This window comes from Pseudofrankia inefficax, assembly GCF_000166135.1.
Taxonomy (GTDB): Bacteria; Actinomycetota; Actinomycetes; order Frankiales; family Frankiaceae; genus Pseudofrankia; species Pseudofrankia inefficax.
Map to the genome: position 1 here is coordinate 5,943,989 of NC_014666.1, position 14,638 is coordinate 5,958,626.

Sequence of the window (14,638 nt, forward strand, 5' to 3'; positions counted from 1 at the left end):
ATCCCACTCCACCAGCCCATGAGAAAGCCACTGTCAGCACAGCTTCTACCGGTAGAGCGGCGCGTGGTCGGCCGGCCCCCGGGCACCCGGCGAGGTCGCGCCCGTGAGAGGCTGGGCGGCGCCCACGGCCCCTCCCGGGACCTTGACTCTGATGAACCCTGACCTTGAGCGCGAAAGGCCGATGCACGCCATGCCGACGACACTGCTGGTGACCGGGGCCGCCGGGTTCATCGGTTCGAACTTCGTGCGCTACTGGCACGCCGAGCACCCCGGAGACCGGGTCATCGGGCTGGACTCGCTGACGTACGCGGGTCTGCGGGAGAACGTCGCCGACGTGCTGGACGCGTCCGGTGGCCTCGTGACCCTGGTCCACGGGGACATCCGGGACCGGGAGCTGGTCGAGTCGCTGCTGAGCGAGCACAAGGTCGACACGATCGTGAACTTCGCGGCCGAGTCGCACAACAGCCTGGCGATCCTGCGTCCGGGCGACTTCTTCTCCACGAACGTGATGGGTGTCCAGAGCCTGCTGGAGGCGGCCCGCACGGTCGGCGTCGGCCGGTTCCACCAGATCTCCACCTGCGAGGTCTACGGCGACCTGGACCTGGACGACCCGGGCGCTTTCACCGAGGACTCGCCGTACCTGCCGCGCACCCCGTACAACGCGGCGAAGGCCGGCGGTGACCATGCGGTGCGCGCCTACGGCTACACGTATGACGTTCCGGTGACGATCACGAACTGCTCGAACAACTACGGGCCGTACCAGTTCCCGGAGAAGGTCATCCCGCTGTTCGTGACCCGGGCGCTGCAGGGCCAGGAACTGCCCCTGTACGCGTCGACGAAGAACCGGCGTGAGTGGCTGCACGTGATCGACCACTGCCGGGCCATCGAGGCGGTGCTGGAGCGTGGCCGGGTCGGGGAGACCTACCACGTCGGGTCCGGCGTCGAGGCCGACATCGAGACGATCGCCGACACGATCCTCACCGAACTCGGCCTGCCCGACTCGCTGAAGACGATCGTCCCGGACCGCCCGTCGCACGACCGCCGCTACCTGCTCGACTCCAGCAAGCTGCGCACCGAGCTCGACTGGGCCCCCCAGATCGAGTTCACCGACGGCATGCGCTCCACCATCGCCTGGTTCCGCGACAACGAGTCCTGGTGGCGCCCCCTCCTCGGCCGCTCCCCCGTCCAGGAGACGACCGCTTGGCAGAAGTAGGGACCGGGCCGGCCGGTGGGTGGTTCGTCATCCGCCGGCCCGGGGCTGGTCGTCGGCGCGAAAGCCGCCCCTAACCTGCGGGGATGTGTACCGGCGGGGGCTGGGACACTAGGCTTTGCGGTGTGCCGGAATCGCCTGCGTGGACACCGCCTGTGTGGACACCGCCCGGGTGGACGTCGTGAGAGCGGCCGGGCCCCGGGTACTGGGGCTGGTCCTGGCCGGCGGCAAGGGGACGCGGCTGGCGCCGCTGACCGATGACCGGGCCAAACCCGCGGTGCCGTTCGCCGGGCTCTACCGGCTGATCGACTTCGCGCTGTCCAACCTCGTCAACGCGGGGTACCTGCGGATCGCGGTACTCACCCAGTACAAGAGCCACAGCCTCGACCGGCACATCACCACCACGTGGCGGATGAGCACCCTGCTGGGCAACTACATCACCCCGGTGCCGGCGCAGCAGCGCCTCGGCCCGCAGTGGTTCGCCGGCAGCGCGGACGCCATCCACCAGTCGCTCAACCTGATCTACGACGACGCCCCGGACATCGTCGTCGTCTTCGGCGCCGACCACGTCTACCGGATGGACCCCCGGCAGATGGTCGAGCAGCACATCGAGACGGGTGCCGGGGTCACGGTGGCGGCGCTGCGGGTGCCGCGCTCGGAGGCGGTCGGGCTCGGCGTGATCCGCCCGGCCCGCGACGGCCGCACGATCGACGAGTTCCTGGAGAAGCCGGCCGACCCGCCCGGCCTGCCGGACAGCCCGGACGAGACGCTCGCCTCGATGGGCAACTACGTGTTCTCGACGAAGGTGCTCGTCGACGCCCTGCACGCCGACGCCGCCGACCCGGACAGCGTGCACGACATGGGCGCGAGCATCGTCCCGATGCTGGTGGCCCAGGGCGCGGCCGGCGTCTACGACTTCACCGAGAACGAGGTGCCCGGCGCCAAGGAACGCGACCGCGGCTACTGGCGCGACGTCGGGACCATCGATGCCTACTACGACGCCCACATGGACCTGTGCACGCTCGACCCGGTGTTCAACCTGTACAACCCGCACTGGCCGATCCTGACCAGCGTGCCGTCCCTGCCGCCGGCGAAGTTCGTCCGGGACCTGCCCGGCCGGACCGGCATGGCGGTGGACAGCATCGTCAGCAACGGCGTGATCGTCTCGGGTGGGTCGCTGCGCCGCTCGGTGCTCTCCCCCGGCGTCCGGGTGAACTCCTGGGCCCAGGTCGAGAACTCCGTCGTGATGAACAACGCGCTGATCGGCCGCCGGTCCGTCGTCCGCGACGCGATCCTCGACAAGAACGTCATCGTTCCGCCCGGCGCCGAGGTCGGCGTCGACAAGGAGCACGACCGCGCCCGCGGCTACACGGTCAGCCCCGACGGCATCACCGTCGTCGGCAAGGGCATCACCATCGAGTAGCCAGGGCCGCCGCCGCCGGCCGCCCACGGCCACGGCCACGGCCACGGCCACGGCCACGGCCACGGCCACGGGATGATCGCCGTCTTGGCCCTCGTGTGGTTGTTCTCCGGCCCAAATCACGACCACCGGAGGGCCAAAACGGCGATCAACGCCCGATGGTGCCGGGCTGAGAGCGCCTCCGATCGCGGGGAGGCCGGGGCACGGCCGGGCTTTCACGCGACGGCGGCGGAGACGGGCCGAGCGGCCGAGACCGTGGCCGGGCCGCGACGTCAGCAGGATCACCGACTCAGAACGAGCGAACAGCAGAAGGACCGAGGATGCGCGTCGCGTTGCTGACCAGGGAGTACCCGCCGAACGTCTATGGCGGCGCCGGCGTTCACGTCGAGTACCTGGCTCGGGAGCTGGCCCGGCTGGTCGACCTGACCGTCCACGCCGAGGGCGCCCCGAAGGACGCTCCCGGGGACGGGAGCACCGCCGAGCCCGACGGCCCCGGCTCGCCCGCGGTCCGGTGGCACCGACCGTGGCCAGCGCTCGACGGCGCGAACGACGCGTTGCGGACCTTCTCACTGGACCTCGCGATGGCGGCGGCCGCGACCACAGCCGGCGCCCCCACGAGCGCCGGCCTCGGCGACGGCGGCCCGAGCAACAGCAGTCCCGGCGGGGGCGTCGAGCTGGTCCATTCGCACACCTGGTACACGAACCTCGCCGGGCATCTGGCCGCGATGCTCGCCGGGGTGCCGCACGTCATGACATCCCACTCGCTGGAGCCCCACCGCCCGTGGAAGGCGGAGCAGCTCGGCGGTGGCTACCGGCTGTCCTCCTGGGCGGAGAGGACCGCGATCGAGGCGGCGTCCGCGGTCGTGGCCGTAAGCGCCGGCATGAGGACCGACATCCTCGACGCCTACCCGAAGGTCGACCCGGCGAAAGTGCACGTCATCCGCAACGGGATCGACACCGAGGAGTACAGCCCGGACCTCGGCACCGACGTGCTCGAACGGTACGGCGTCGACCCGGGCCGTCCCTCCGTCGTGTTCGTCGGAAGGATCACCCGGCAGAAGGGCGTGCCGGTCCTGCTGCGGGCGGCGGCCGAGCTGGACCCCCGGGCCCAGCTGGTGCTGTGCGCCGGCGCGCCGGACACCCCCGAGCTGCTGGCCGAGGTCACCGAGCTGGTCGACGGCCTGAAGGCCCGTCGCGACGGCGTGACCTGGATCTCCGGCATGCTCCAGAAGCCCGAGGTCATCCAGCTGCTCTCGCACGCCTCCCTGTTCGCCTGCCCGTCGGTGTACGAGCCGCTGGGCATCGTGAACCTTGAGGCGATGGCCTGCGGCGCCGCCGTCGTCGCCTCCCGCGTCGGCGGCATCCCCGAGGTCGTCGACGACGGCGTCACCGGCCTGCTGGTCCCGCCGGACGACCCGTCGGCGCTGGCCGCCGCCATGAACACCGTCCTCGCCGACCCGAAGCGCGCCGCCGCGCTGGGACGGGCCGGCCGCGACCGCGCGGTGACCGAGTTCGGCTGGGCCGCCATCGCCCGCCAGACCGCCGACCTGTACGAGTCCCTTCTCGGCTGACCAGCGCCGCGGACCGGGCATGAACCCCAGCGAGCCAAGAATCTTGTAACTCCGTGTTTGCCCGTCACTACCAGAGGTATCTACACGGAGCCGCTGAGGGCGATGCCGGAGCAGGACGGGGGAAAGACCGTCAGGCACCGGGAAAGTCGTTCCCGGCAGCGAAAAGCCCGGACGAAGTTCTGTCCGGGCTTTTCAGCACTCTGGCGCGGCCTGCCCGCTCCTGGGCGCGGCCCCGGACGCGATCGCGCCGTGCCCGACGCCCACCAACTCCCCTGCGCATCCGGTGATCAAGAATGCCGTGATCACCGGATGCGCAGGCAAAACGGCGTTCGATACCCCAATTTGTCGCCTCTGTCTCTGCGCAGTTCTCGATCAAGGTGCGACAGCTGGGGCGGGCAACCGGATGCTCGGCTCCTGCGCAGGGGAGTTGGCGCCTTGGATTGGGTGGGACGGCGCCGGGGGCTGGGCGCAGTGTGGACAGGCGGTCCGCCGGGCAGCTCCGGCGTTCCACGGGGAGCGGCGGGCGACCCCGGGCCACCCAGCCGACGACCTCGTCCGGGACGCTAAGAAGCCCGGACAGAACCTCGCCCGGGCTTCTTCACCGCTGGGAACGACTTTCCCGTTGCCTGACAGTCTTTCCCGTCCTGCTCCGGCATCGCTCTCAGCGGCATGGACTAGATACCTCCAGTAGCGACGACCAAACCTGCGGTCACCAGATCCTCCGACGCGCGGCGGATCCTGTCGGGTCCGAAAGAGCCCAAAGGCTCCGAGGAGGATATGCCGCACAGTCAGATGCACGTGCATACGGGCGAGCATCTGCGCGGGATATCCGACCAGTGAAGGTCGCTACCTGTGGGGGCAGCATGTCCACCGAACGCTCGGTCCACCGCCTTCGCCTCGCGCTGGGGGTCCTGATCGCGCTTGTCGTCGCGCTGGTGGCCGGCATCCTGGCTCGCGCCAACAACACGACGGTGCCGGGCGCGATCCTCTACGGCCTCGGCGCCTTCGGGGGCGCGACGAGCCTGGCGCTCGCCGTCCTGGAGTCACTGGAACGCCCCTGAGAACGGCGATGGCCCAGCCGGTTCGACTGGGCCATCCGCGAGTGGGGCGCGATCAGACGTTGAAGCCGAGGGCGCGCAGCTGCTCGCGGCCGTCTTCGGTGATCTTGTCGGGGCCCCACGGGGGAAGCCAGACCCAGTTGAGGACGATGTCGGCGACCAGACCGTCGGGGCCGTCGACGAGCGCGCTGCGGGCCTGGTCCTCGATCACGTCGGTGAGCGGGCAGGCCGCGGACGTCAGCGTCATGTCGATCGTCGCCACGTTCGCGTCCGAGACGTCGATGCCGTAGACGAGGCCGAGGTCGACGACGTTGATGCCGAGCTCGGGGTCGACGACATCACGCATCGCCTCCTCGATGTCCTCGATCGCCGCCTTCTCGACCGGCGGCGTGGTGGTCGTCGGCTGGGCGGCCGGAAGGTCGGTCGCCGGAAGGTCGGTGGCCGGCGCCGAGGCCGTCACGCTCTCGGGCAGGGCCGCGTCCTCGCCCAGGCCCGGCTCGATGGTGTCGGTCTGGATGCTGTCGGTCATGCCTGCTTCTCCTGCTCGGGAACGGAAGTGCCGGGCACGGGTGTCGCCACGGGCGCCGGACTGTCCACGACCTGGGAGGTCGCGTCCTTCCAGGCCATCCAGCTCAGCAGCGCGCATTTCACCCGGGCGGGGTATTTCGACACACCGGCGAAGGCGACCGCGTCCTCCAGGACGTCCTCGTCCGGTTCGAGCGTCCCGCGGGACTGCATGAGCGTCAGGAACTCGCGTTCGAGCGCCATCGCGTCCTCGACGCTCTTGCCGATCACCAGCTCGGCCATCACGCTCGCCGAGGCCTGGCTGATCGAACAGCCCTCGCCCTCGTACGAGACGTCCGCGACCTGGTCGTCGACGATCTTCACCCGCAGGGTCACCTCGTCGCCACACGTCGGGTTGACGTGGTGCACCTCGGCGTCGAACGGCTCACGCAGCCCGCGGTGGAGCGGGTGGCGGTAGTGGTCCAGGATGATCTCCTGGTACATGGAGTCCAGCTTCACGCTTCGAAGAACCTCCTTACCCCCGCAAGACCTTCCACCAGCGCGTCGATCTCGCCGGTGGTCGTGTAGAGGGCGAACGACGCCCGCGTGGTCGCGGGGACGCCGTAGCGCAGGCACACCGGGCGGGCGCAGTGGTGGCCGACGCGCACGGCGATGCCCTGCTCGTCGAGGACCTGGCCGACGTCGTGCGGGTGGATCGGCCGCCCGTCCTTGCCGGCCAGCAGGAACGAGATCGCCGCGCCGCGCTCGACGGCCGTCGTCGGGCCGATGATCCGCAGTCCGGGCACCTCGGCGAGCGCGCCCAGGGCGTACGACGTCAGCGCGTGCTCGTGGGCGGCGACGGCGGCCATCCCGCCGGGAAGCCCGGTCAGGTAGTCGACGGCCGCGCCGAGCCCGACCGCCTGGGCGATCATCGGGGTGCCGGCCTCGAAGCGGTGCGGCGGGACGGCGTAGGTCGTCGCCTCCATCGTGACCAGCTCGATCATCTCGCCGCCGCCGAGGAACGGCGGCATGACCTCGAGCAGCTCGTGGCGGCCCCAGAGCACGCCGATGCCGGTCGGCGCGCACATCTTGTGCCCGGTGAACGCGAGGAAGTCGACGCCGAGCGCGGTCACGTCGACCGGCAGGTGCGGGACGGACTGGGAGGCGTCGAGCACGGTCAGCGCGCCGACCTCGCGGGCCCGCGCGACGATCGCCGCGACCGGGTTGACCGTGCCGAGGATGTTCGACTGGTGGACGAACGAGACCACCCTGGTCCGGGGGTTGACGATCTCGTCGAGGTTCGACAGGTCGAGCCGGCCGTCGTCGGTGAGGCCGAGCCAGCGCAGCGTCGCCCCGGTCCGCTGGCACAGCATCTGCCAGGGCACCAGGTTCGAGTGGTGCTCCATCTCGGTGACGACGACCTCGTCGCCGGGGCCGAGCCGGAAGCGCTCGGCCTCCGCGCCGAGCGCCGCCGCGTTGCTGAACGCGTAGGCGACCAGGTTCAGCGCCTCGGTCGAGTTCTTGGTGAAGACGACCTCGTGGCGGTCCGGCGCCCCGATGAAGGCAGCGACCTTGTCCCGGGCGGCCTCGTAGAGCGCGGTCGCCTCCTCGGCGAGCACGTGGATACCGCGGTGCACGTTGGCGTTGTGCAGCTCGTAGTAGTCACGCTCGGCGTCGAGCACCGCGCGCGGCTTCTGCGAGGTGGCCGCGTTGTCCAGGTAGACGAGCGGCCTGTCGCCGTGCAGGACCCGGTCAAGGATCGGGAAGTCCTTGCGGACCAGCTCGATGTCGTAGCTGGCACCGTCGTAGCCGGCGCGGTCAGAGCTGCTCATGCGGCCTCACCGATCTTCACGTACTTGTCGTAGCCGGAGTCCTCCAGCGTCGCCGCGAGCTCCGGGCCGCCCTCGTCCACGATCCGGCCGCCGGCCATGACGTGCACGAACTCGGGCCGCACGTAGCGCAGGATCCGGGTGTAGTGGGTGATCAGCAGCGTCCCGGTCTCGCCGGTCTCGCGGACCGCGTTGATGCCGCCGGAGACGAGCCGCAGCGCGTCGACGTCGAGGCCCGAGTCGGTCTCGTCGAGGATCGCGATCTTCGGCTTGAGCAGCATCATCTGCAGGATCTCGTGGCGCTTCTTCTCGCCGCCGGAGAAGCCCTCGTTGACGCTGCGCTCGGCGAACGCCTGGTCCATCTCCAGGACGCCCATCGTCTCCTTGACCTCCTTGACCCACAGCCGCAGCTTCGGGGCCTCGCCCCGGACCGCGGTCGCGGAGGTGCGCAGGAAGTTGGAGACGGAGACGCCGGGGACCTCGACGGGGTACTGCATGGCCAGGAAGATGCCGGCCCTGGCGCGCGCGTCGACGCTCATCGCGAGGACGTCCACGCCGTCGAGGGTGATCGTCCCCTCGGTCACCTTGTACTTCGGGTGGCCGGCGATCGAGTAGGACAGCGTCGACTTGCCGGAGCCGTTCGGCCCCATGATCGCGTGTGTCTCGCCCTTGCGGACGGTCAGGTCGACGCCCCGCAGGATCTCGCGCGGGCCCTCCCCGTCGGTCTCCACCGAGACGTGCAGGTTGCGGATCTCCAAGGTCGACACCGGTCAGGTCCTCACTTCTGCTCAGCCGCGGCGAGGTCGACGTAGACGTCGCCGCTCTCGATGGTCACGGGGTAGGTCGGCACCGGGTCGATGGCCGGCAGACAGGTCGGCTTGCCGCTCTCCAGGTCGAACTGGGAGCCGTGCAGCCAACACTCGATCTTGCCGTCCTCGACCTCGCCGTCCGAGAGCCGGACGTCCTGGTGCGAGCACTCGTCCCGCAGCGCGTACACGTTTCCGCCGGTCAGCGCGACGCACACCGGCGTCGGCTCGTCCTGCCCCGGCACGTCCAGCTCGACACCCAGCGCCGAGCCTTCTCCCAGCTCCGCCAGTGCGCAGACCCGTTGGAGGGTCATGCACCCACCCCCGCGAGCTCTGCGTCCACGACGGCGGTCACCCGCTCACGCAGCGCCTCGACGCCGATCCGGTCGAGCACCTCGCCGAAGAAGCCGCGCACGACCAGTCGCCGGGCCTCGTCGGCCGGGATGCCCCGGGCCATCAGGTAGAACAGCGCCTCGTCGTCGAACCTGCCGGTCGCGCTGGCGTGGCCGGCGCCAGTGACCTCACCGGTCAGGATCTCCAGGTTCGGCACCGAGTCGGCCCGTGCCCCGTCGGTCAGGACGAGGTTGCGGTTGATCTCGTAGGTGTCGGTGCCGACCGCGCCGGCCCCGATGAGCACGTCGCCGATCCACACCGAGTGCGCGTCCGCGCCCTGCAGCGCGCCCTTGTAGGTGACGCGGCTGCGGCAGTTGCGCTCCTGGTGGGTCACCAGCAGGCGGTGCTCCTGGTGCTGGCCGGCGTCGGTGAAGAACAGGCCGGACAGCTCCGCGTCCCCACCGGGGCCGCGGTAGTCGACGGTCGGGCACAGCCGCACCAGCTGGCCGCCCAGCGTGATGTGAGTGGCACGCAGCCGGGCGTCGCGCCCGAGCGAGAACGCGTGCGCGCCGGCGTGCACCGCGTCGTCGTCCCAGTCCTGCAGCGAGACGAACGTGACGTTCGCGCCGTGGCCGACGTAGACCTCGACGTTGCCCGCGTACCTCGCGGTGCCGGTGTGGTCGAGGACCACGGTGGCCCGGGCGAACGGGCCGACCTCGACCGCCAGGTGGCCGTAACTGACCCCGCCGTCGCCGCGCAGCCGCAGCAGGACCGGCTCGTCGAGCTCGGCCTCGGCCGGGACCGTGACCACGAGCGCCCCGCCGGCCCGGACCGTCGCGAACGCGGCGACCCGGTCGACCGGCGTCAGCACCCGGCCGACCCGCGGGTCGTCGGTGCCGACGTTCTCGACCTCGACGCCGTCCGGCGCCGACACGGTGACGTCGACCTTGCCGTCGGGCTCCTGGCCGGCGATCAGCGCCTTGAGCGGACGCAGCGGGGTGAACCGCCAGGCCTCCTCGCGGCCGGTCGGAGCCGGGTGCGCCTCGGGGTCACGGGAGCGGACCGGAGCGGACGGGGCCGGGACCATCGGCGGGCGCCCCGACCCGTCGACGCGCGCCCGCGCTTCACTCAGGGCCATCAGCCGACCGACCCTTCCATCTGCAGCTCGATCAGGCGGTTGAGCTCCAGGGCGTACTCCATCGGCAGCTCACGGGCGATCGGCTCGACGAAGCCGCGCACGATCATCGCCATCGCCTCGTCCTCGGCCATGCCCCGGCTCATCAGGTAGAAGAGCTGGTCCTCGCCGACCTTGGAGACCGACGCCTCGTGGCCGATCGACGCGTCGTCCTCGCGGACGTCGACGTACGGGTACGTGTCCGACCGGCTGACCGTGTCGACGAGCAGCGCGTCGCACTTCACCGTCGACTTCGACTGGTTGGCGCCCTCGTGGATCTGGACGAGGCCGCGGTAGGAGGTCCGGCCGCCGCCGCGGGCCACCGACTTGGAGATGATCTGCGAGGACGTGCGCGGCGCGGCGTGCACCATCTTGGCGCCCGCGTCCTGGTGCTGGCCAGGGCCGGCGAACGCGATCGAGAGCACCTCGCCGCGGGCGCGCTCACCGAGCAGCCACACCGCCGGGTACTTCATCGTCACCTTGGAGCCGATGTTGCCGTCGATCCACTCCATCGTGCCGCCCTCCTGGCAGGCGGCCCGCTTGGTGACGAGGTTGTAGACGTTGTTCGACCAGTTCTGGATGGTCGTGTACCGGCAGCGCGCGTTCTTCTTGACGACGATCTCGACGACGGCCGAGTGCAGCGAGTCCGACGAGTAGACCGGCGCGGTGCAGCCCTCGACGTAGTGCACGTAGGCACCCTCGTCGACGATGATCAGCGTGCGCTCGAACTGGCCCATGTTCTCGGTGTTGATCCGGAAGTAGGCCTGCAGCGGGATCTCGACGTGCACGCCCTTCGGCACGTAGATGAACGAGCCGCCCGACCAGACGGCGGTGTTCAGCGCGGCGAACTTGTTGTCGCCGACCGGGATCACGGAGCCGAAGTACTCCTTGAAGATCTCCGGGTGCTCGCGCAGGCCGCTGTCGGTGTCGAGGAAGATGACGCCCTGCTCCTCGAGGTCCTCACGGATCTTGTGGTAGACGACCTCGGACTCGTACTGGGCCGCGACACCGGAGATGAGGCGCTGCTTCTCCGCCTCGGGGATGCCGAGCTTGTCGTAGGTGTCCTTGATGTCCGCCGGCAGGTCGTCCCAGCTCTCCGCCTGCTTCTCGGTGGAGCGGACGAAATACTTGATGTTGTCGAAGTGGATGCCGGAGAGGTCGGCACCCCAGGTCGGCATCGGCTTGCGCTCGAAGAGCTTCAGGCCCTTCATCCGCAGGTCGGTCATCCACGACGGCTCGGACTTCTTGGCCGAGATGCCGCGCACGACCGCCTCGGAAAGACCGCGCTCGACATCGTCGGCATACGCGTCGGCGTCAGCCCAGCCGAACTTGTACGAGCCCAGGCCCTCAAGGGCGGTCTCGGCAGAGGTCGTCATTATGTGATCCTCACGGGCACCGTTGTGTTGTCCGCCGGCACCGAGCCCTCGGTGTCGGCGGCGGGCTTGCCAGGAACGTGCGTCGTGCAGACACCGTCGCCGTGCGCGATGGTGGCGAGCCGTTGGACGTGCGTGTGCAGTAACCGCGACAGAGCCGCCGTCTCCGCCTCGCACAGCGCGGGGAACCGCTCGGCCACGTGCTGCACCGGGCAGTGGTGCTGGCAGATCTGGGTCCCGCTGGGCACCTCGGAGACGCTCGCCGTGTAGCCGGCCGCGGTCATCGCGGCGGCCAGGGCCGCCAGGCGCCGTTCCTCGGGCACGCCGTCGACCGCGCCGGCCAGCCGCAGCTCCAGCTCCCGGCCGCGGCTCTCGGCGAACCGGCCGATGGCGTCGGGGCCGCCCACCTCGTCGAGGAAGCGCAGCGCCCCCGCCGCCAGGTCCGAGTAGGCGGTCGGCCCGGCCTCCTCGTGGCCCGCGTCCGTCAGCGCGTAGTGCCGCGCCGGGCGCCCGCGGCCGCGCGGGCCGCGGACGTGCACGGTGGTCGGGGTGAGGATGCCGTCGGCGACCATGGCGTCCAGGTGACGGCGGATCGCGGCCGACGACAGGTCGAGCCGGTGGGCCAGCTCGGCGGCCGTGGAGGGACCCGCCTCCAGCAGGATGCGCACGACCCGGTCCCGGGTGCGGCCGTCGGCGGTCCCGACAGCCGTGCCCGCGGCCGTGCCCGTAAGGGGCCCAGGATCGTGCGCGGATTTCACAACACCAGTGTGCCCTATTTCCCTGGCCCCGTCGAACCCGGCGCCGGGCACCCGCGCCGGTGACACATATCCGACATTCCTGGCCTCGAACGCTCCGTCGCGACCGAGCCGACGCGAACCGGACGACGGCCGGCACCGGCGAGCGGCGGCGCGGAGCGTCCGAATCCCAGACGCCGCAGGGCCCGATAGCATCCGACGATGCCCGAGCCCGTGGTGGTGGCCGTCGACCAGGGAACCACTGGCACGACCGTATGCGTCCTGGACCAGTCCGCGCACGTCGTGGGCCGGGCGCAGACCGAGGTGACCGTCACCTACCCCCGGCCCGGCTGGGTCGAGCAGGACCCGGAGCAGCTGTGGGGCGGGGTCGTGGCCACGGTGTCCGCCGCGCTGAGGGCCGCCGGGCGCGCGCCGGCGGACATCGCCGCCGTCGGCATCACCAACCAGCGCGAGACGACGGTCGTCTGGGACCGGCGCACGGGCCGGCCGGTCGCCCCTGCGATCGTCTGGCAGGACCGGCGCACGTCAGGCGCCTGCGAGCGGCTCGCCGCGGCCGGCCACGGCCCCGAGGTCGCCGAGCGCACCGGGCTGGTGCTGGACCCGTACTTCTCCGGCACGAAGATCGCCTGGCTGCTGGCGGACGACCCCGAGCTGGCCCGGCGCGCCGGGCGGGGCGAGCTGGCGTTCGGCACGGTCGACACGTGGCTGATCTGGCGGCTCACCGGCGGCCGGACCCACGTGACCGATGTCACCAACGCCTCCCGCACCCTGCTGCTCGACCTGGCCGACGCGACCTGGTCCGCGCCGATGGCCGAGCTGCTCGGGGTGCCGATGGAGCTGCTGGCCGAGGTCCGGCCCAGCTCCGAGGTCTACGCCGAGACCGACCCGGCCTCGTTCCTTGGCGTCTCGGTGCCGGTCGCGGCCGCGGTCGGCGACCAGCAGGCCGCGCTGTTCGCGCAGGCCTGCTTCGCGCAGGGCCAGGCGAAGAACACCTACGGGACCGGCTCGTTCGTCCTGCTGAACACCGGCCCGACGCCGCCGCCACCCCGCGAGGACGGCGCGCTGCTGCGCACCGCCGCGTTCCAGCTGGCCGGCGAGCCGGTCCACTACGCGCTGGAGGGGGCGGTCCTCGCCACCGGCTCGGCCGTGCAGTGGCTGCGCGACGGGCTCGGCGTGGTCGGCTCCGCCGCCGAGACGGCGCAGCTCGCGGGGTCGCTGAGCGGCAACGACGGCGTCTACTTCGTCCCGGCGCTCGCCGGGCTCGGCGCGCCGCACTGGGACCCCCGGGCGCGCGGGACCCTGGTCGGGCTGACGCGAGGCACCGGCCGGGCCCATCTGGCCCGCGCCGTGCTGGAGTCCATCGCCTACCGCACCCGGGACATCGTCGAGGCGATGACCGCCGCAGGCACGCCCGTGACCGAGCTGCGCGCGGACGGCGGAGCCGCCGCCAACCCGTGGCTCATGCAGTTCCAGGCGGACGTCCTGGGCATTCCGGTGGACGTGCCGGACAACCTGGAGACGACCGCGCTCGGCTCCGGGTATCTCGCGGGCCTCGCCACCGGCGTCTTCCCCGACCGGGCCGCGCTCGCCGGCCTGCGGCGCACCGCCGCCCGCTACGAGCCGGCCCTCGCCCCGGCTACCCGCGACAGCCTCTACGCCGACTGGCTGCGCGCCCTGGACCGCTCCCGCGACTGGGCCCAGGACTGACCGACAGCCTGGTTCCGTACCGGACGGCCTGGTTCCAGGACTGACCGACGGCCGGTTCCGGCCGGCCCGAAGGGGTAGCGGGCCGGGCCGCCCGCGCCCGCCGCTTTCCGGCCGAGTCAGGCTTTCCGCCCACGAGAGCACTGGCGGACCACGCCGGCGCCTGGACGAATCTCGCCGAACCTACTGTCAGCGGAGCCGATCCCTGACACGCTGTGACGGGGGCCAGCTGGAGCTCCCGCTTCCCCTGACCCTCGGACGGAGATCGTGTCTGACACTGACTACGCCGTCGAGCTCGGCCGTCGCCTGCGCGCGGTCCGCAACCGGCGTGGCATGTCGTTGCTGGATGTACAGGAGATCACCGCCGGCCGCTGGACCGCCGGCACGCTCGGCGCCTACGAGCGGGGCAGCCGCGTCATGCGGGTGCACCGGCTGGTGGAGCTCGCCGAGCTCTATGACGTGCCGGCGACGCTGCTGGTCCCGCCGACGACCGACCGGCGGGACGTCGACAGCCTGCCTCCCCTGGTCATCGACCTGCGCCGGCTGCGCAAGCTGCCACCCACCAGGACCGGGCCGCTGCGGCGCTGGATCGCGATCGTGCAGGTGCTGCGCTCGGACAGCTCGCGCGACGTGCTGCGGCTGCGGCGCTCGGACCTGACGTCGTTGTCGCGGCTGTACTCCACGACACCGGAGCTCCTCTACGAACGCCTCGGCGCGTGGGGCGCGCTCGTCGAGCCCGGCACGGACCCGACCTCCGGCGCCGGTGCCCCTGGTGGCGCACGCCGCCGCCCGCCCGCCGGCCTCGACCGCCGCCGCCTCGGCCCGCCCGCGACCACCTCCGCCCCACCCCGCCTCGGCCCACGCCGCTGACCGAGCCGACGGCGGGCGCCGCGCCCGTTCA

At 71.5% G+C, this 14,638-nt stretch carries 14 protein-coding genes; 6 read left to right on the forward strand and 8 right to left on the reverse strand.

Annotation, left to right across the window (positions count from 1 at the left end; translation table 11 throughout):
- Positions 1–151 precede the first annotated feature (151 nt).
- From rfbB to FRAEUI1C_RS24050, 4 genes are all read left to right on the forward strand, one after another.
- Positions 152–1,213 (forward strand): dTDP-glucose 4,6-dehydratase, encoded by a 1,062-nt coding sequence (rfbB, locus tag FRAEUI1C_RS24035; protein WP_232425109.1) that lies wholly within the window; start codon positions 152–154, stop codon positions 1,211–1,213.
- A gap of 178 nt (positions 1,214–1,391) precedes the next feature.
- On the forward strand, positions 1,392–2,633 hold the full coding sequence (glgC, locus tag FRAEUI1C_RS24040; RefSeq protein ID WP_041261339.1) for a glucose-1-phosphate adenylyltransferase: 1,242 nt from the start codon (positions 1,392–1,394) through the stop codon (positions 2,631–2,633).
- A 317-nt stretch (positions 2,634–2,950) separates the two neighbouring features.
- On the forward strand, positions 2,951–4,201 hold the full coding sequence (gene glgA / locus FRAEUI1C_RS24045; protein ID WP_013425954.1) for a glycogen synthase: 1,251 nt from the start codon (positions 2,951–2,953) through the stop codon (positions 4,199–4,201).
- An 863-nt stretch (positions 4,202–5,064) separates the two neighbouring features.
- A complete protein-coding gene (locus FRAEUI1C_RS24050; RefSeq protein WP_013425955.1) occupies positions 5,065–5,262 on the forward strand; it encodes a hypothetical protein in 198 nt (65 codons plus the stop codon).
- 52 nt (positions 5,263–5,314) lie between these two features.
- On the opposite strand, the gene FRAEUI1C_RS24055 is transcribed toward FRAEUI1C_RS24050, so the two are convergent.
- The 8 genes from FRAEUI1C_RS24055 to FRAEUI1C_RS24090 are packed head-to-tail and all read right to left on the reverse strand — an operon-like array spanning position 5,315 to position 12,036.
- A complete protein-coding gene (locus FRAEUI1C_RS24055; RefSeq protein ID WP_013425956.1) occupies positions 5,315–5,788 on the reverse strand; it encodes a metal-sulfur cluster assembly factor in 474 nt (157 codons plus the stop codon).
- On the reverse strand, positions 5,785–6,282 hold the full coding sequence (sufU, locus tag FRAEUI1C_RS24060) for a Fe-S cluster assembly sulfur transfer protein SufU (protein ID WP_013425957.1): 498 nt from the start codon (positions 6,280–6,282) through the stop codon (positions 5,785–5,787). Before sufU ends, FRAEUI1C_RS24055 begins: the two co-directional genes overlap by 4 nt.
- A complete protein-coding gene (locus FRAEUI1C_RS24065; protein ID WP_013425958.1) occupies positions 6,279–7,595 on the reverse strand; it encodes a cysteine desulfurase in 1,317 nt (438 codons plus the stop codon). Before FRAEUI1C_RS24065 ends, sufU begins: the two co-directional genes overlap by 4 nt.
- Positions 7,592–8,359, reverse strand: a complete 768-nt coding sequence (sufC, locus tag FRAEUI1C_RS24070) for a Fe-S cluster assembly ATPase SufC (protein ID WP_013425959.1) — start codon at positions 8,357–8,359, stop codon at positions 7,592–7,594. Before sufC ends, FRAEUI1C_RS24065 begins: the two co-directional genes overlap by 4 nt.
- Positions 8,360–8,370: 11 nt before the next feature.
- Positions 8,371–8,712, reverse strand: coding sequence for a non-heme iron oxygenase ferredoxin subunit (locus tag FRAEUI1C_RS24075; RefSeq protein WP_013425960.1), 342 nt, complete (start codon positions 8,710–8,712; stop codon positions 8,371–8,373).
- Positions 8,709–9,869: a Fe-S cluster assembly protein SufD gene (gene sufD / locus FRAEUI1C_RS24080; RefSeq protein WP_013425961.1), complete on the reverse strand. Its 1,161-nt coding sequence runs from the start codon at positions 9,867–9,869 to the stop codon at positions 8,709–8,711. The genes FRAEUI1C_RS24075 and sufD overlap by 4 nt, the downstream gene beginning before the upstream one ends.
- Positions 9,869–11,281, reverse strand: a complete 1,413-nt coding sequence (gene sufB / locus FRAEUI1C_RS24085; RefSeq protein ID WP_013425962.1) for a Fe-S cluster assembly protein SufB — start codon at positions 11,279–11,281, stop codon at positions 9,869–9,871. Before sufB ends, sufD begins: the two co-directional genes overlap by 1 nt.
- Positions 11,281–12,036, reverse strand: coding sequence for a helix-turn-helix transcriptional regulator (locus tag FRAEUI1C_RS24090; protein ID WP_157735028.1), 756 nt, complete (start codon positions 12,034–12,036; stop codon positions 11,281–11,283). The genes sufB and FRAEUI1C_RS24090 overlap by 1 nt, the downstream gene beginning before the upstream one ends.
- Positions 12,037–12,234: 198 nt before the next feature.
- Between FRAEUI1C_RS24090 and glpK the strand changes: the two genes are divergently transcribed.
- Together glpK and FRAEUI1C_RS24100 are read left to right on the forward strand one after the other, a co-directional pair.
- On the forward strand, positions 12,235–13,740 hold the full coding sequence (gene glpK, locus FRAEUI1C_RS24095; protein ID WP_041259629.1) for a glycerol kinase GlpK: 1,506 nt from the start codon (positions 12,235–12,237) through the stop codon (positions 13,738–13,740).
- A gap of 264 nt (positions 13,741–14,004) precedes the next feature.
- On the forward strand, positions 14,005–14,607 hold the full coding sequence (locus FRAEUI1C_RS24100) for a helix-turn-helix domain-containing protein (RefSeq protein WP_013425965.1): 603 nt from the start codon (positions 14,005–14,007) through the stop codon (positions 14,605–14,607).
- Positions 14,608–14,638 lie beyond the last annotated feature (31 nt).